This is a genomic window from Nocardia sp. NPDC056000 (assembly GCF_042269265.1).
GTDB lineage: Bacteria > Actinomycetota > Actinomycetes > Mycobacteriales > Mycobacteriaceae > Nocardia.
Genome location: NZ_JBHJXS010000005.1, coordinates 510,230 through 526,818, shown reverse-complemented (window position 1 = coordinate 526,818; position 16,589 = coordinate 510,230). Strand labels below are relative to the sequence as shown.

At 65.7% G+C, this 16,589-nt stretch carries 19 protein-coding genes; 12 read left to right on the top strand and 7 right to left on the bottom strand.

Features of this window, described 5'->3' with window-relative positions:
• Positions 1-32 precede the first annotated feature (32 nt).
• From ACFC4D_RS18235 to ACFC4D_RS18225, 3 genes are read left to right on the top strand one after another with little or no spacing between them, the layout of a single operon-like run.
• Positions 33-248 (top strand): hypothetical protein, encoded by a 216-nt coding sequence (locus ACFC4D_RS18235; RefSeq protein ID WP_375958529.1) that lies wholly within the window; start codon positions 33-35, stop codon positions 246-248.
• A 20-nt stretch (positions 249-268) separates the two neighbouring features.
• A complete protein-coding gene (locus tag ACFC4D_RS18230) occupies positions 269-835 on the top strand; it encodes a hypothetical protein (protein ID WP_376064750.1) in 567 nt (188 codons plus the stop codon).
• On the top strand, positions 816-2,936 hold the full coding sequence (locus tag ACFC4D_RS18225; RefSeq protein ID WP_376064747.1) for an acyltransferase family protein: 2,121 nt from the start codon (positions 816-818) through the stop codon (positions 2,934-2,936). Before ACFC4D_RS18230 ends, ACFC4D_RS18225 begins: the two co-directional genes overlap by 20 nt.
• Here the strand turns inward: ACFC4D_RS18225 and ACFC4D_RS18220 are convergent.
• A complete protein-coding gene (locus ACFC4D_RS18220) occupies positions 2,906-4,387 on the bottom strand; it encodes an MFS transporter (protein ID WP_376064744.1) in 1,482 nt (493 codons plus the stop codon). The genes ACFC4D_RS18225 and ACFC4D_RS18220 overlap by 31 nt on opposite strands.
• Before the next feature lie 53 nt (positions 4,388-4,440).
• On the opposite strand from ACFC4D_RS18220, the gene soxR reads away from it, so the two are divergent.
• The 5 genes from soxR to ACFC4D_RS18195 all read left to right on the top strand — a co-directional run bounded on the left by soxR (position 4,441) and on the right by ACFC4D_RS18195 (position 9,333).
• Complete coding sequence (soxR, locus tag ACFC4D_RS18215) at positions 4,441-4,953, top strand: redox-sensitive transcriptional activator SoxR (RefSeq protein WP_376064742.1); 513 nt, start codon at positions 4,441-4,443, stop codon at positions 4,951-4,953.
• Positions 4,950-5,585 (top strand): TetR/AcrR family transcriptional regulator, encoded by a 636-nt coding sequence (locus ACFC4D_RS18210; RefSeq protein ID WP_376064740.1) that lies wholly within the window; start codon positions 4,950-4,952, stop codon positions 5,583-5,585. Before soxR ends, ACFC4D_RS18210 begins: the two co-directional genes overlap by 4 nt.
• An 88-nt stretch (positions 5,586-5,673) precedes the next feature.
• The gene (locus ACFC4D_RS18205) at positions 5,674-6,807 is read left to right on the top strand and encodes a phosphotransferase family protein (RefSeq protein ID WP_376064737.1); all 1,134 of its coding nucleotides are present in this window, start codon (positions 5,674-5,676) and stop codon (positions 6,805-6,807) included.
• A 40-nt stretch (positions 6,808-6,847) separates the two neighbouring features.
• Positions 6,848-7,933: a TIGR03857 family LLM class F420-dependent oxidoreductase gene (locus ACFC4D_RS18200; RefSeq protein WP_376064865.1), complete on the top strand. Its 1,086-nt coding sequence runs from the start codon at positions 6,848-6,850 to the stop codon at positions 7,931-7,933.
• A 209-nt stretch (positions 7,934-8,142) separates the two neighbouring features.
• Positions 8,143-9,333, top strand: a complete 1,191-nt coding sequence (locus ACFC4D_RS18195) for an FAD-dependent monooxygenase (protein ID WP_376064734.1) — start codon at positions 8,143-8,145, stop codon at positions 9,331-9,333.
• Positions 9,334-9,429: 96 nt separating this feature from the next.
• Here ACFC4D_RS18195 and ACFC4D_RS18190 read toward each other — a convergent pair whose 3' ends face one another.
• Positions 9,430-9,828: a PPOX class F420-dependent oxidoreductase gene (locus tag ACFC4D_RS18190; protein WP_376064731.1), complete on the bottom strand. Its 399-nt coding sequence runs from the start codon at positions 9,826-9,828 to the stop codon at positions 9,430-9,432.
• A gap of 196 nt (positions 9,829-10,024) precedes the next feature.
• Between ACFC4D_RS18190 and ACFC4D_RS18185 the strand changes: the two genes are divergently transcribed.
• Positions 10,025-10,564, top strand: coding sequence for an ester cyclase (locus ACFC4D_RS18185; protein WP_376064729.1), 540 nt, complete (start codon positions 10,025-10,027; stop codon positions 10,562-10,564).
• 11 nt (positions 10,565-10,575) lie between these two features.
• Here ACFC4D_RS18185 and ACFC4D_RS18180 read toward each other — a convergent pair whose 3' ends face one another.
• Entirely contained in the window at positions 10,576-10,830 is a 255-nt protein-coding gene (locus ACFC4D_RS18180; protein ID WP_375958558.1) for a hexameric tyrosine-coordinated heme protein, read from the bottom strand.
• A 193-nt stretch (positions 10,831-11,023) separates the two neighbouring features.
• On the opposite strand from ACFC4D_RS18180, the gene ACFC4D_RS18175 reads away from it, so the two are divergent.
• A complete protein-coding gene (locus tag ACFC4D_RS18175; RefSeq protein WP_376064727.1) occupies positions 11,024-11,479 on the top strand; it encodes a hypothetical protein in 456 nt (151 codons plus the stop codon).
• Here the strand turns inward: ACFC4D_RS18175 and ACFC4D_RS18170 are convergent.
• Entirely contained in the window at positions 11,470-12,969 is a 1,500-nt protein-coding gene (locus tag ACFC4D_RS18170; RefSeq protein ID WP_376064724.1) for a Clp protease N-terminal domain-containing protein, read from the bottom strand. The two genes, ACFC4D_RS18175 and ACFC4D_RS18170, sit on opposite strands and share 10 nt — an antisense overlap.
• 197 nt (positions 12,970-13,166) lie before the next feature.
• On the opposite strand from ACFC4D_RS18170, the gene ACFC4D_RS18165 reads away from it, so the two are divergent.
• Positions 13,167-13,622: a VOC family protein gene (locus ACFC4D_RS18165; RefSeq protein ID WP_375958564.1), complete on the top strand. Its 456-nt coding sequence runs from the start codon at positions 13,167-13,169 to the stop codon at positions 13,620-13,622.
• Here ACFC4D_RS18165 and ACFC4D_RS18160 read toward each other — a convergent pair.
• Positions 13,605-14,261: a hypothetical protein gene (locus tag ACFC4D_RS18160; protein WP_376064722.1), complete on the bottom strand. Its 657-nt coding sequence runs from the start codon at positions 14,259-14,261 to the stop codon at positions 13,605-13,607. The two genes, ACFC4D_RS18165 and ACFC4D_RS18160, sit on opposite strands and share 18 nt — an antisense overlap.
• Positions 14,262-14,313: 52 nt before the next feature.
• Complete coding sequence (locus ACFC4D_RS18155; protein WP_375958568.1) at positions 14,314-14,727, bottom strand: VOC family protein; 414 nt, start codon at positions 14,725-14,727, stop codon at positions 14,314-14,316.
• Positions 14,728-14,968: 241 nt separating this feature from the next.
• Between ACFC4D_RS18155 and ACFC4D_RS18150 the strand changes: the two genes are divergently transcribed.
• On the top strand, positions 14,969-15,808 hold the full coding sequence (locus tag ACFC4D_RS18150; RefSeq protein ID WP_376064719.1) for a pentapeptide repeat-containing protein: 840 nt from the start codon (positions 14,969-14,971) through the stop codon (positions 15,806-15,808).
• Positions 15,809-15,842: 34 nt separating this feature from the next.
• Here the strand turns inward: ACFC4D_RS18150 and ACFC4D_RS18145 are convergent, their stop codons facing one another.
• The gene (locus ACFC4D_RS18145) at positions 15,843-16,565 is read right to left on the bottom strand and encodes a TetR/AcrR family transcriptional regulator (RefSeq protein ID WP_376064716.1); all 723 of its coding nucleotides are present in this window, start codon (positions 16,563-16,565) and stop codon (positions 15,843-15,845) included.
• Positions 16,566-16,589: the final 24 nt, after the last annotated feature.

The window sequence follows — 16,589 nt, the reverse complement described above, 5'->3', positions numbered from 1 at the left end:
CGCGGGTCGAGCGGGTGGCCGACACTTGAGGCGTGTGGTACGTCATCGTGTTCTGGATTGTCTGCGGCTCGGTGTTGGTGACGGTGTTCGGTGCGCTCATCTATTTCGAGATCGAGTTCCGGCTCGCACTACGGCGACTGCCGAAGGACCCGAAGGCGCGGCGGGCGGCGTTGCGGCGGTTACGAGTTCCGGAGTATCGGAGCCAAGAGATCGAGGGTCCGTCTGGGGTGCCATGGGACAGCACCTAGCCCGGTGAAAGAATGCGGGGGTGAGTGGGCGTCGGATATCGGTGGTGGGAACCTCGGGTTCGGGGAAGAGTTCGCTGGCGCGGCGTATCTCCGAGGTGCTCGGGATACCGCATATCGAGCTCGACGCGATCCACCATCAGGCCGACTGGACGCCCATGCCCGCGCAGGAGTTTCAGGTTGCCGTCGCTGAACGGCTTGTGCCGGACGCATGGGTCGCCGATGGGAACTATCACGGCAAACTCGGGGATCTGGTGTGGCAGCGCGCCGATACGGTGCTCTGGTTCGATCTGCCGCGCCGCGTGGTCATCCGGCAGATCACCAAGCGGACCATCGTCAGGGCGGTGACGCGCCGCGAGCTGTGGAACGGCAATCGGGAGGAGTGGCGGAACATGCTCTCGCGCGATCCCGAACGATCGGTGATCGTGTGGGCGTGGACAACCCACGCACGGAACCGCGAGCGCTATCTCGCCCTGCAAGCCGATCCGGCCTACGGTCATCTCGAATTCATACGGTTGCGTTCGCACCGCGATGCCGCGAAGTATCTCGCAGGGCTCACCGAATCATCGAGTGCGAGAACGGAACCGTAGCGGTTCGCCCGCCGACCATTCGATCTCGTTTCGTCAGAAAGAATTCGTCATCATTTCCGTCGCATCCCCCCAGCAATATCGGCATGACCTCGATGGTCTGCGTGGCCTCGCCATCGCGCTCGTGGTGGTCTTCCACATCTGGTTCCGCCGGGTGTCCGGCGGGGTGGACATATTCCTGGTGCTCTCGGGCTTCTTCTTCACCGGATTGCTGTTGCGGCGCAACGATTCCACCGGTGCGGTGGGTGTGCTGCCCACGCTGCGGCGTACCCTGCGCCGCCTTCTGCCCTCGATGCTCATCGTGCTGGTGGCGGTCGCGGTGGCCACCGTGCTCATCAGTCCGTACACGCGGTGGAACGATGTGGCGGACCAATCGCTGGCGTCGCTGTTCTACTATCAGAATTGGCAACTCGCGCTGTCGTGGTCGGACTATCTCGCGGCCGATCCGTCGGTGAGTCCGCTCCAGCATCTGTGGTCGATGGCGGTGCAGGGCCAGTTCTATCTCGCCGCAGTAGTTTTCATCGCAGCGCTGGCGTGGGGATGCCGACGGATCGGTAAGCCCGCACTGCTGCGCCCGGCGACGCTGATCATGGCGATCGTGCTCGGGACGATGTCGTTCGGGTACGCCGCGCACGGGGCGATCACCCAGCAGGGCTGGAATTACTACGACAGTTTCGCCCGCGCATGGGAATTGCTCGCGGGCATGGCGCTCGCCGTCATCGCTCCGAGGCTGACTCCCTCGCGGATCAGCCGACTCGTGCTTGCCGTACTCGGCGTAGCCGGTGTGCTGGCCTGCGGATGGCTGTTCAACGGCGCCAACGTTTTTCCCGGTCCCGCCGCGCTGTTTCCGGTCGCCACAGCGGCCGCGCTGATCATCTCCGGCACCGGGTTGCCCACCGCCGCACTCCCCTGGCCGAACCGACTGCTCGCCACCCGGCCGATGGTCGAGCTCGGCGCGCTCGCCTATCCGCTGTATCTGTGGCACTGGCCCATGCTCATCTTCTTTCTCATCGAATTCGAGCAGCGCACAGTCAATTTCAGTCAGGGGATAGTGATCATCGGGCTGTCACTGATACTGGCCTGGATGACCCATCACGGGATCGAAGAGCCGGTGCGAGCGGCATTCCGGCGGGAATCCGGTTCCGCCCCACGCACTTACCGCTGGATCGCGCGAGCGGGGGTGGCGCTCGCGAGCGTGCTGGTGATCGCGGCCGCATCGGTATGGCACGTGATAGTCGATTCCCAGCCCACCGCGCCCGCGGCAGCCCTGGACCCCGTGCTCTATCCGGGGGCCGAGGCATTGAGCGCGGGCATCGCCGCACCACCGGCGACGATGCGCCCGACCGTCTTCGAGGCGCCGTCCGAACTGCCGCCGCCCACCCTCCAGGGCTGCATCTCCGATTGGAACACCAGCACCGTCGTCACCTGCGTCTACGGCGATCAGGAATCCGACCGAACACTCGCGGTGGTGGGCAGCTCACACGCCGAGCACTGGCTGCCCGCCCTCGATCTGCTGGCGACCGAAAACCACTTCCGCATCGTCGTCCACCTCAAAATGGGATGTCCCCTTACCGTGGAAGCCGACCCGATGTACCGGGGCGAGTCCAATCCGGACTGCGTCAACTGGTCCCGCGAGGTGATCAACCTGCTCGGCGAGGAGCGACCGGATTGGGTATTCACCACCGGAACCCGTCCCGTGGACGAGGGCGGTGACGAAACCCCCGCCGACTACCTCGACGTATGGAACGAACTCACCGCCCGCGGCCTCGACGTGATCGTCATCCGTGACACACCGTGGCTGCGCCACAACGGCATTCGCTACCGCGCCGTCGACTGCCTCAGCAAGGGCGGCGACCGCCTCGGCTGCGGTATGCGCCGCACTGACGCCCTCAACCCCGTCAATCCCGCCATCGAAGCCTCGGCGACCTACCCGAACGTCTACCCCATCGACCTCACCGACGCCGTCTGCGAACCCGAGATCTGCCCCGTCGTCGAAGGCAATGTCCTGATCTACCACGACGAACACCACCTCACCGCCACCTACTCCCGCACCCTGGCCCCGGCCCTGGGCCGTCAATTGGCCCCGATCCTCGGCTGGTGGTGAGACCGGGCGAGCGTGCGCGTCGCCATGAGCGCGGTGACGATGCCCAGGGCGGTCAGGACGGTGATGCCGATGGTCATCAGGCGGGCCGAGTCGACGGGGGTGGTGTCGCCGAGGCGAATGAGGGTGCCCGCGATGGCCGAGGTGACGGTGTAGGAGATCAGCTGGGTGGTGTTGAGGGCGGCGGCGGCCTTCGAGCCCTCGGCCGGATCGTCGGTGCTGCTCATCGCGGCCACGCTCAGGTGCGGGAAGGCCAGGCCGATGCCCGCGCCCGCCAGGAAGAGCGCCACGGCCCAGATGATCATGCGCGGCGTGGACGCGCCGTCGGTTTGCAGGAGCCCATAGGCGATCAGGCCGCCGGTGAGCAGCAGCGGTGCGAGACGGATCGCGCGGCGGGCGGCGGAGGGGGCGAAGCTGACGCTGAAGATCTGGGCGACCACCCAGCCGACCGAGAGCGCGGCGCCCAGCAGGCCCGCGATCAGGGGTGAGAGGCCGCCGAGTTCTTGGCCGAACAGGGGGATGAAGTTCTCGGTCATCACGCCCGCGCACAGGGCTGCGACGGTGAGGTAGATCCACTTGAGCGAATTGCCTTGTGTGTATGTGAGTTTCGGCAACACGCTGGCCCGGCCTCGTCGCTCGGCGGCGAAGAACGCGGCGATCAGCGCGACGCCCACGCCGAGTGCGATCGCGGTGGGCGCACCGGTCGACACCGCGGAGCTGAGGCTGAACGCGGTGGCCGCCAAGGTGAGGAGGGCCAGCGACAGCACAGGGACGGGAGCCTGATCGGCGGTGGAACCGCCACCGCGCGGCAGTGCCCACCGGGTGAGTCCGGCCAGCACGATCGCGACGGCCATCAGCAGCACATACGCCCACCGCCACGCACCGAACTCGGCGAACAGCCCGCCCGAGGCCGGTCCGATGAGCGTCCCCACACCCCACATCGCCGACATCAAACCGGCGGCGCGAGCCCAGAGGTGTTGCGGCAGAGCGGTTCTGATGACGGCGTAGCCGAGACCCGCCAGCAACCCGCCACCGAACCCCTGAATCACCCGGCCCACCAGGAGTAATTCCATGGTCGGGCTTGCCGCGTTGATCACGGCGCCGACCGCGAACACCAGGAACCCGGTCAGGTACGCGCTCGCACCGCCCCACGATCCCAGGATTCGGCTCACCAGCATCGACGCGATGACCGCCGCCATGAGGAATCCCGTTGCGACCCAGGCGTAATAGCGGTCGCCACCGATATCGTCCACGATCGACGGCAGCAGCGCGGCGGTGAAATACAGATTCATCGCATACAGTGCGACGCCGCCCGCCAGGATCGACACCACCACGGCATGGCGGCCGGAGAACAGCTCCGACCAACTTCCGACGCTGTTCGCGGGCGACTCCGGCGGTCGATCATCCGGCTGGTTTGTGCTCTGCACGCTGGCATTCAAGGAATTTCGCGTCACGACAGCTACGCTAGAACTTCAAGTTATATTGAAGTCAAGCGAGAGTGCGCCGCGTGAAACGAACTCCGACCGATCTGCTGACCATCGGCGATCTCGCCGAACGCGCGGGCGTCGCCGCATCGGCCATACGCTTCTACGAGGATCAGGGATTGATCACCTCGATCCGCACCTCGGGCAATCAGCGCCGGTATCCCCGCCACGTGCTGCGGCGGCTGTCCCTCGTCCTGTTCGCCAAACGCCTGGGCATCCCCCTGGCCGAAGTCGCCGAGGCTTTCGCGACCCTGCCCGAGGACCACATGCCGAGCAAGCGCGACTGGGATCGCATTTCGCGGCGCTGGAGCGATCACCTCGAAGCCCGCCGCCGCGAACTCGAACGCCTCCAGCACGAACTCACCGACTGCATCGGCTGCGGCTGCCTATCCCTGCGCCGCTGCTACGTGCTGAATCCCGCCGACAGCCTCGCCGAACAGGGCGCGGGACCGCAGCGGCTGCTGCACCCCGATATGGTCACACCGACAATCGGAGACTCCGAGACAGCGGGACGTGCGGAACGGAAACAGCGATGAGCGAAGCGAGTTCGACCATGCAGTCCGCGGCGGGAACTCGCCTCAATCGCAAGGGGCGCGAGACACGCCAGCGGCTGCTCGACATCGCCATCGTATGCCTCGGTGACGGGTCCGGAGAACCGTTGTCGGCCAATCGGATTGCTCGTGAAGCCGGAGTCAGCTGGGGCACCCTGAAGCATCAGTTCGGCGATATCGACGGCCTGTGGGCCGCGGTGCTCACCGAGTTGACCGATCGCAGCGGCGCGAACAGCCCCGAGATCTGGCCGCAGGTCACCGGATCGATCCGCGAGCGGGTCTGGGAGATGGTCGATGCCATCTGGACCATCCTGGATTCCCCCGAGGGGCGCGCGGTCGAGGCATTGCGCGCGGGCCTGCCCAATGCGCAGGACGAGCGACTCGAGGTCTTCCCTCTGACCACCGCGGCGATGGCCGGGTACGAAAACGCCTGGCTCCGCGCATTCGAATACTTTCTGGCCGACCTGCCCCTGGATGCGGACAAGGTGCATCGGGTCCAAGCCCTGATTCCGATGGCCATACGCGGGATCAATAACGAGCGCAGGCTCGCCTCCCCCGCCGAACTGACCGACGCGCGCCACTGCCTCGTCGATGCGATGGCGCTCTACCTGCAATAACCCATATTCTTTGAGAACCCTCGTTGACAATTGCGAAGGGGAGGTCCAGTCTTACCTCCACCCTTAGCAATTCAGTCAGGAGTGATCCATGTCTCCGTCTCCCGATGATCAGGGCATGCGGCTGCAGCGCAGCAGCCGCGACCCCGCCGCCCTGATCCCGCGCCTCACCGAATGGCTGGCGACCCAGCTGCCCGATGAGGCGGATCCGACGCTCACGCTCGGGTCCGGCATCGACAGCAACGGGATGTCCGCGGAGACCCTGACCCTGACGCTGACCTGGCGCGAAGCCGGGGACACGCAGGTCGCCGAACTGATCGCCCGGGTGGTCCCGGCTCCCGGCGACTTCCCGGTCTACGAGACCTACAGCCTCCCCGACCAATTCGATGTCATGCGCATCGTCGCCGAGACCAGCGACGTCCGCGTCCCGCGGGTGCGGTTCCTCGAACCCACCGGCGAGGTGCTCGGCACGCCGTTTCTGCTGATGGACCGGGTCGACGGGCAGGTGCCGCCCGACGTCATGCCCTACACCTTCGGCGGCAACTGGCTCTTCGAGGCCGACCCGGAGCAGCAGCGCCGAGTGCAGGAAAGCACCGTCGAGACGCTCGCGAAACTGCACGCGATTCCGGACGCGGCAACGACTTTCGCGTTCCTGGACCCGCAGCAGCCCGGTGCCACCGTGCTCGAACGCAACCTCAACCGGGCTCGGGCGTGGTACGAGTTCGCGGCCCGCGATATCGGTCCGTCGCCCTTGGTGGAGCGAATCCTGAAGTGGCTCAGCGCCAATCTCCCCGAGCCCTCGACTTACGAGACCGTGCTCTCCTGGGGTGACGCACGCCTGGGCAACCTCATGTACCGGGACTTCGCCCCGGTCGCGGTGCTCGACTGGGAGATGGCGACCATCGGCCCGCGCGAGCTCGATGTGGCCTGGATCGTGTTCGGGCATCGCGTCTTTCACGCGATCGCGAACAACTTCGGCTTTCCCGGCATGCCGGAATTCATGCGCGAGGACGAGGTGCTGGCCAGCTACGCCGCGCACTCTGGCGTGGAGCTGGGCGACCTGACCTGGTACACGATGTTCGCCGCCCTGAACTACAGCGTCGTCTTCATGCGCGCCGGTGGACGCCAGATCCATTTCGGTGAGATGGAACGCCCCGAGGACATCGAAGTACTGCTGCATCACCGGGCGCTCGTCGAAGAGCTGCTCGCCGAACTCGGCGCTTGAAAATCAAGCCGAAACCCACTGGGAAAGAACGCCTCTCGTGATTGATCAATTGAACGAACTCGCCTACTACTGCATTACCCGCCATCCCGCCGACGCCCGCGTGCTGCTGCCCGAGGCGCGCGACGCCGAACGCCTCGGACTCGGCTCGTGCATGATCGGCGAGCGCATGACCGTCAAGGACTCCGCGGTGCTGTCCGGCGGCCTCGCCGGATGCACCACCGACCTCGGAATCGCCGCTGCGGCAACCAATCACCACACCCGGCACCCGATGGTGACCGCGACCATCGGCTCCACCATGCAGGCGATGACCGAGGGCCGATACGCCATGGCGTTCGGCCGAGGCATGGCGGCGAACTGGAAGGCGATCGGCCTGCCTCCGGTCACCGAGGCGCAACTGCGCGATTTCGTCGGCATCCTGCGCCGCCTCTGGGACGGCGAAACCATCATCAATCACGATGGGCCGGCGGGTAAATGGCCCGTCCTGTACCACCAGAACGGCCTCGACGAAGCGCCTCCGATCGGCTTCGTCGCGGTGGGCCCCAAGACTCTCGAACTCGCCGGGGAAATCGGCGACTTCGTCGTACTGCACACCTTCTTCTCCGATGAGGCGACCGCGAATTCCGTTGCGGCCGTGCGGCGTGGCGCCGAGCGAGCGGGCAAGGACCCCGACAGCGTCCGGATCTGGTCCTGCCTGGCGACCGCGAGCGACGCCCTCTCCGAAGCGGATCAGCTGCGTCGCCGCACCGGCCGTCTGGTGACCTATCTGCAGGCGTACGCCGACATCCTGATCAGCGCCAACGGCTGGGATCCGCAGGTGTGGGAGCGAATTCGCGCCACGCAGCTGTTCCAGGACGCCGCGGCGGCGGGCCCCATCGACGCCTCCGCCTCGGTCGAGGTGCTCGAACAGTTCGATGCCCTCATCCCCGACGAATGGCTCGACTCGGCCGCCTATGGCACCCCCGAGCAGTGCGTACGCAAGATCTCGCGCGAATACGACCTCGGCTGCCACTCGGTGATCATGCACGGCGCGAGCCCGCACGAACTCGAATCGGTGGTCGACGAATACCGCGCCAACCGCCCCACCCTGCGCCGCGCCGTGGCGGCGAACCCGGGCAAGTTCGCCTAGGGAACCACATGCGTCCAGCGCTGAGCACGATGCCCGTGCTCAGCGCCCGCGAGTGTTCACCGGCGATATCGGGCTCCCGAATGAAACAATCTTCGCGGCACCGATGAATTTCGGATGGCTCCGCCGTCGATACCTCCGAATGCACCGGCAGCGGTGCATCAGGAGCGAGTGTTCCGGACAGCGATCCGGACCGGCGAGCAGGAGACGCAGTGAGCGGTATCAAGGTGTTGGTGGCGGGCGCGAGCATCGCGGGTCCCGCGCTGGCCCATTGGCTGCACCGGCGCGGGGCCGAGGTGACCGTGGTGGAGCGGGCTCCCGAGCTGCGACCCGGCGGCCAGGCGGTGGACGCGCGCGGGGTGACCAAGGAGGTCATCCGGCGGATGGGTCTGGACGAAGCGGTGCGCGCGGCGCGCACCGAGACCGCCGGCGCCCACAACGTGGACGCGGAAGGTCAAGTGCTGGAGACCTTTCGGGCCGATGACGACGGCGGCGACGGCTACATCTCCGAGATCGAGATCCTGCGCGGCGACCTGTCCCGAGTGATCTACGACGACACCCGCGCGGGCGTCGAGTACATCTTCGGCGACCGCATCGCCGAACTCGCCCAGGACGCCGACGGGGTCGACGTGGTCTTCGAGGGCGGCGACAAGCGCCGATTCGACTTCGTGGTCGGCGCGGACGGCCTGCATTCCTCGTTGCGGTCGATGGTTTTCGGCCCGCACGAGAAGTTCATCCGTCACCTCGGAATGGCCCTGGCCTTCTACACCGTGCCCAATGAATTCGGACTGGAACGCTTCCTGATCGACTACCAGGAGTCCGGCCGCTCGGCGGGCTTGCGGCCCATTCCGGACCCCACCCACGCGATGGCCATGTTCTCCTTCCCCATTACCGAATTCGATGTCGACTACCGCGATATCGACGCCCAGAAGCGCCTGCTGCGCGAGCGGATGACCGGAATGGGCTGGCAGGCCGCGGGAATCCTCGCCCACCTGGACGACACCCCCGACTTCTACCTCGACCAGGTAGCCCAGGTGGTGATGGACCGCTGGTCCACGGGCCGAGTGGTCCTGCTCGGCGACGCCGCGTTCAGCTCCTCCCCGATGTCCGGCCAGGGCACCGGCCTCGCTTTGGTCGGCGCGTACCTGCTGGCGGGCGAACTCGCCGCCGCCGACTGGAACCCCGAAGCCGGCTTCGCCGCCTACGAAAAGGCAATGCGCTCCTTCGTCGAAGCCAACCAGGAAATCGGCCGCCAGCACGCGGCCAGCATCCTCAATCCCCCGCCGCCCGCCGAACCGGGTGCCGAACCCGAATGGGATATGGACCTGATCAACCGCGCGATCAACGGCGTCGACCTCCCCTACTACAAGGGAGTCCCGGACTCCCGCGCCTCGGCCGTCTGAGCTTCTGCTGCTCCGGTGAGCCGGTGTCTCGAGAATTGAATGGGCAGTAGACATTCGAACCCGGTTGGTCGGTGACGGACGGTGTACCTCACCGACCTACCGGGCGTCGCGGCCTACGAAGTCGAAGGATCCGCCGTCGATGCCCCAGGAGACGACTCGTTCGGGGAGGATGCGGATGACCGCGCGCTCCTGGTGCGGGGACGGCGGCTCCTGGTCGTCTAGTGCCTGGGCGGTGCCGCGTACCTCGATGCCGCGGATTACGTACGGGTCCAGGGAGACCTGCTGGTCGACGACGAAGGAGACTCGGCTGCCCGCTTCGACGTTGCGGTATTTGCGGCTGCCGCGCATGCGCATGCCGCCGATATCGATGGTGCCGTCGGTGTTCACGCGGTAGCCGGTCGGGTTGTTCTGCACGACTCCGTCCGGGGATACCGTTGCCAGACGGCCGATTCCGGCCTCGGCGAGGAACTGCTGCTCGTTGCTGGTGAAGGTCATGTCAGGTGCTCCTCGGTGCGTCGGATCGATGAGTTCTAGCGTTGCTAGAAGCTGGAGCAACGGTAGCATCGGTGTGCCAGCTTGTCTAGCGCTGCTAGATTTCCGAGGTGCGCCTGCCCTATTCGGCCGATTGAACGCGAACCCCGTTGTAGCCGATACATCCTGGGACACGTACCGCAATCGATTGCGAGGTCCCATGAACAGCACATCCGTGATCGCAGCCGAAGCCGCACGTGCCCTGGCGATTCGGTCGGTGCACATCATCTCCGATGGTGAGCGCGCCGATTTCGACGCAATCATCCATCCGGAGGCGACCAATCGGGAAGCCAAAGCCGAGCCGCCCGCAGCCCGTGGATGCGGGCCCGCCGCGTATCTCGCCACGGCGCTCTGGTTGCGCGCCGCCTACGCGGATCTGCGCCACACCATCGAGGACGCGGTGGTGGAAGGCGATCTGGTGGCGGTGCACACCATCATGCACGGGCGGCATGTCGGACCATTCGTGGCCTATGGCGAGGATGGCCGGATCGATCAGGTATTCCCGCCCACCGGCCGGAGTTTCGCTGTCACACAGTCACATTGGTTGCGGATCGCGGATGGCAAGGTGATCGAACACTGGGCCAACCGCGACGATCTCGGACAGGCGGTCCAGCTGGGCTGGGTGCCACCGACCCCGGCCTATCTGCTGCGGATGGCACGGGCCAAGCGAAAGGCGCAGCGGGAGAACGAGGTTCGCTAGCCGATCGGGTCTCAGTCGCGCCAGTAGTTGTTCGCGGCGGCGATGGTCTGAAACTCCACCGCGACCACGTGTCCGGCGGCGATGAGGCTGTCGGGGTTGGCGGAGTAGATCGGGCGGCCCTCTTTGAGCCTGTCCAGGTCAGGCTGGATGTTGTGGATGGTGTGGCGTGCCAGGGTGAGCGCAAGGGCTCGGCCTTCCTCGGGGGTCGCGGTGATGAGCGTGCCGCCGGGAACCAAGACCAGTTCGGATGCGGGCAGGGCTGTCATGAGGACTCCTTCGATCATGCGGGCTGAATGCGAGGAATGGGAGTCGCGCTGGGATGAGCGGGCTGGTGGCCGAGAACCTGCCCGGTCAAATGCTACGCGGGGGTGTGCCGCGCGTACCGCCACGACATGGCCGCCGATATCGCCCGCCCCAGGCCCGACTGCCCCTCGCGGTCGGGCCGCTTAATGTATGAACGTGTTCATTGCTGATGTGGGAGCGTTCGCGGCGGGGCCGGGCCCCGACGGGCAGACCCTGTGGTCTGCGCAAGGGCCGGTGGTCAGTGCCCTCTACCCGAATCCGGTCGAGGTGAATATCCTTCTCGGCGAGCGGGAATCGGTGGATGAGGAGCTCATCGCCGAGGTGATTCGCGATATCGACGGATACCTGTTGTCCGGTCTGCGATTTCTGCATGCGGCGCTGATGGCCGATGCGACCACATTCGGGCTGGATGCGGTCGCATCGGAGCAGTTTCGGGAGTTCGACCCGTCGACGTTCCCGGTTGATCTGCCGCAGTTGAATTTCTACGCCGACGGTGAATGGCTGCTCCGGTTCGCCGAGGGCGCGCTCCCGATCTGCGATCCCTACGGCGTCGGTGTCACGTTCGAAGCCACCGAACCGGTACGGCTCGAGGACCTGCGCACCTATTGCTGATCGTCGACGCCGGGGTCCGGATTCGAGGGCGTGGACAGGGCGATTCCGGTCCAGCCGGTGAGTACCTCGAGCACCTGTTTCCGATCGACCATCATCTCCGAAGTGCGTGCCTGCCAATCCTTCTCGCGTACCGAGCGATCGGCGATCAAGCGCTTTTCGGTATCGCGGAACTGGGCGGCCGCGGCCCAATCCTCGGCCTCGACGGCGGCGAACTTACCTTCGAGTGCGGCGGCGATTCCATCGTCGAATTCGCGCAGGTCCGGCAGATCGGCGATGCGGGTGCGCGCGGCGGCTTCGTCGATCAGAGCGATCGCCTTTTCCGGAAGCCTTCGCGCACTGACGAATTGGTGGGACACCGTGACGGCCGTGGTCACTGCCGCGTCGGTGATGGTCACACCGTGATGGGACTGGTACCTCTTGCGCAGTCCACGCACCATATCGATGGCCTGATCGATAGTCGGTTCGGCGATATGGATCGACTGAACTCGGTGGCGCAGAGCGGGATTGGCCGCGATGAGCGCGTCATAGCCGTCCGGGGTGGTCGCGCCGATGAACCGCAGTCCACGCCGAGAGATCCTGGATCGCATGGCCTCGGCCCGATACATGGCAGTCGGGCTCGAATAGCTCTCGCCCGCACCGATCAGCGTGTGCAGGTCATCGAGGAACACAATGACGTCGCCGCGCCCGGCGATTTCCTCGAAGACCGGTTCCAGCCGCGCCTCCACCTCATCACGGTCACGGCTGCCGACGACGAGGGAATCCAGCTCGAGAGTGTAAATCTGGCCGCGCGCCAGGCTTTTCGGGACCGGCCCGGCAGCCATAGCCCGCGCGAGGCCCTCGACAACCGAGGTCTTGCCGACGCCCGGTTCCCCGATCAGCATCGGATAGGGCCTCGCGTGTCGCAGCAGAGCGCACATCAGCTCGCGGATTTCCTCGTCACGGCCGATGACGGGCTCGAGTCGATTTGCCTCCCCGGTCAGATTGCGGCCGAACCGTTCCAGGGGAGACTTCTGCGCCCATGTCGGTGCGGTCGATCTCGGACCGGTTCCGCTGTAGGCGGTGAGCAGCCACCGGATCCATGCGCGCACCCGCTCCAGATCGGCACCGAGCCGCACCAGCACCTGCGCCGCGACACTATCGCCCTCGCGGACCAAACCCAGCAGGATCGTCTCGCTGCCCACGTACTCCAGCCCGATCCGCCGCCCCTCCTCGAGCGCCAACTCCAGTGCTTTCGTCGCACCCGCGGTGCGGGGTAGCTCGACCAGCGGCGGCCCCGGCTCACCCCGCCCGATGATCGCATCGACCTGCGTGCGCAGATCGTCGAGCGAAATATCAAGCCCTTGGAGCGTTTTCGCACCAATGCCGTCGCCGTCATCGATCAGGCCCAGCAGCAGATGCTCACAACCGACCTGGTCGTGCCCGCGCACCCTGGCCTCCGCCGTGGCGAAATCGACGATGCGCCGCGCGCGCTCGGTGAAGGTCTCTGACATACGCACTCTTTCGCTCGCCGAGCCGCCCACCCCATCGGACCGGCCCTGCCGTGGCTCAATATAGGGCTGGCCGACCGCGCTCGGAAAGAAGTTTGAAATTCATGCGCCAGGGATGTCGAGAACGCGCGGGCGGCTCCGTCCCAGAAGTACGAGCAGCCGAACGGGCCTCGGATACACCGAACCGAAGGAGAATTACCATGACCGTCCGCCGAATGGATCACGCCGGGCTCGTCGTCGACGACCTCGCCGCCGCCGTCGCGTTCTTCGTCGAACTGGGCCTCGAACTGGAAGGCGAGGCGAGCGTCGGTGGTCAATGGGCCGACGAGCTCCTCGGCCTCGAGGGCGTCAAAGCGGACATCGCCATGGTCCGAACCCCCGACGGCCACACCCGAATCGAACTCTCGACCTTCCACTCCCCCCTGTTCACCGGCACCACGACGCCATCCCCGGTGAACGTCCCCGGCATCCCCCGCCTGACCTTCGTCGTCGACGACGTCAACGACACCCTCGCCCGCCTCCGCCCCCACGGCGCCGAACTCGTCGGCATCGTCACCCACTACGAAGACATCTACCGCTACTGCTACATCTATGGCCCGAACGGCGTCACCATCGGCCTGGTGCAGGAACTCCGCACCTCACCTGATGCGGGGTAGCACCTCGATATCCTCCGAGGTTCGAAGGACTGCCGCGTCCGCCTGCGCGATGGGGATGAATCCGAGAGCCATCGAATCGGACTCGGTATTGATCGAGACGATCGCGGCCCCGGCGGCGCGGCTGTGCTCGGCGAGCAATTCGTGGAATCGCTCGCCGGTCTCGGTCGTCACCTCGTAGTCGTGTGCCGCAGCCTCGAACCACTCCCACGACATTCCCACCGGATACGAATGCAGCGCCCACAGGCCGTCGCGTATCTCCGACGGGTTCGCCTTCCAATCGGTCCACAGCAGCAGGCCCATGGACCGCAGCCCCGACAGCAGTATTTCCAATCCGTCGCTCAGGAATTGGTCGGTCTCGAACTCGTCTATGTCACCGTCATCGAGATCGACGACGGTGAGTTCGAGATCGTCATCAGTCAGTAGATCCCACACATCGACCTCATCGAGTTGAGCGCGCAAACTCAACGCCGGTGCCCATCGCAGGTACTCGGCCAGCGACGGCTCATCCGAAGCCATCAGAACCGCAATATCAACCAGCCCCCGGCACCGCGACTTCCATTCGAAGTCGCTCTCGCCGAACACATCCCACGGTTGCCGCAACGCCGCGATATCGCCACCGAACCAATCCTGTTCTGCCACAGCATGAACCATAGAGCCGCACCGCCCAGGGCGGTGCGGCAGGCAGTCGGAGCTACTCCGCGTAGGGCTGATCGGTCCCTTGGTCGCTGTATCCCACGCTCCAGATGTAGCCATCGGGATCGGCGAAGGTGCCGCCGTATCCACCCCAGGGCAGCGCGGCAGCGGGCTTGAGGATTGTGGCACCGGCCTTTTCGGCCTCGGCGACGATCTCGTCGACGCGTCCTTCGCTGCGGACCACGTAGGTCAGCACCAGGCCGCTGAAGCCGCTGCCTTCCGCGTCCGCGCCCACCTGACCGGCCAAACCCTCACGGCCGTAGAAGCCGACAGGCGATGCGCCATCCGATTCGAAGAACACCGAGATACCGAAGTCCTTCGCGATCTTCCAGCCCAGCCCCTCGGTATAGAACTGCTTGGCCCGGTCCAAATCCCGGACGCCGAGGAGAATCGAGCTGACGTGCGCTTTCATGCCTTGCTCCTTCATTCTGAATGTCCCGGTTGACATTACGAAGCGCACCCGGGCCCGGGTATCGGTCACATGCCTTAGGTCAGTCGTATAGGGCGCTCGGCTCAGAGCCGTCATGATGGCTGGCATGTGCTCTGCAGTACCGCCTCGGTGGCGACGCCGGTTGCCGCCAGGATCGCTCGGACGATTCGTGAGTTGGGCGGGAGTGGGGCGTGTCGCCGTCGGTGCTGCCGCGGTAGCGGTGGTGGTCGCCGCGGTGGCAGGGGTGTGGTTCACCGGGCAGAGTTTGCAGGCCACGCGCGATCAGTACCGGCTCTCCGAGCGGAGCCAGGTGACCGAACGGTTCAGTCATGCGCTCGATAACCTCGGGTCCGACAAGCTCGATATTCGGGTCGGCGGTATCTATCTGCTCGAGCGGCTCTCGGCTGACTCTCCAGCCGATCACGCGACCGTGGTCGATATCGTGTCGGCGTTCGTGCGCACTCACAGTCCGGTTTCGGTGTGCCCTGCGGCCGGCACGGTTATCGATGCCCATGATCCTGATACGCGACTACCGACCGACATTCAGGCGGCGCTGACCGTGATCGCCCGGCGGGACGTCACGGGTGAGGATGGGCGTCAAATCGATTTGCTGCGAACGTGTTTGGCCGGTGCGCGATTGAATGACGCGAGACTGGCCGACGTGAATATCTCCGGAGGCGACGTGCGTGGCGCACAATTCTCCGGGGCCGATATGGAGCTCGCGGCACTGGTCGATATCGAAGCTACCGGAGCCGAGTTCGACGGGGCGAACCTGTCCGGCGCCCTGTTCACCCACGCGAGACTGACGGACACCGAGTTCACCCACGCTGACCTGTCACGGGCTGTTCTTCAGCGAGCGAATCTGGCCCGCGCGAATTTGGCTAACGCGAATCTCTCCGGCGCCTTTCTCCAAGGCGTCAACATGGCCTGGGCCAACCTCGCGGATGCGGATCTCTCGAACACCAAGCTCGACTCGGTGACCTTGGACGGGATCTTCTACACCTCGAAGACAGTGTGGCCCAAGGGATTCACTCCGCCGCCTAGTCGCGCTTCATTCCGCTGAGAACGGCAGGCGACGACTCACGTACCGGCTCAGGTCAATTGGTGGGCAGCAGGTTGTTCATGAGCAGGCCGAGGGTGAACTCGAAGCGTTCGGGTGCGGTGCCGGAGATCAGGTCGGCGGCGTGGCGGCGCGTTTCTGGGAATTTGTCGGCGGGGAGTGCGGTGAAGCGGTCCAGCAGCTCGTCGTGGCTGAGTACCCATTCCTGGTCTTGGCCACCGCGGCGCTGCTGGACCAGCGATTGTTCGAGTGCGTAGGCGCTGACGTAGAGCGAAAGAGCGTCGCGCGCCCAGCCAGCCGTCTTGGGTTCGACACCGCCGGCCAGCAGAATCGCCAGGATTCCTTCGCCGACACGGAGGGTCTCCAGGTTCGTCGATACCGCGGCAAGAGCGGCGCGTGAGATGCCGGGGTAGCGCATGTACAGGTCTCGGATCTGGGTGTACACGTCGAGTAGCTGTTCACGCCAGGACTTCGGATTCGGTTCGGGGAGAACGACTTCGGCGTACAGCTTGCCGATCAAAAGGTCGTCGATGTCGGTCTTGTTCACGATGTGCGCGTACAGCGAAGACGGTCCGGTGCCGAGCACGGTGGCGACCCGGCGGATGGTCAGCGCGTCATAGCCCTCGGTGGCCACGACCTGTAGCGCGGCGTCGGTGATCCGTTCCACGGTGATCGGCGTCTTACGCGGCGCGGGGGCGGCGGTCTCCGCGGCGGGTTGGGCGTGGCGGGCTGCGCGGCGTTGGCGGGGATCGGCGGACATACCGGCAACTATAGCTTGACACGA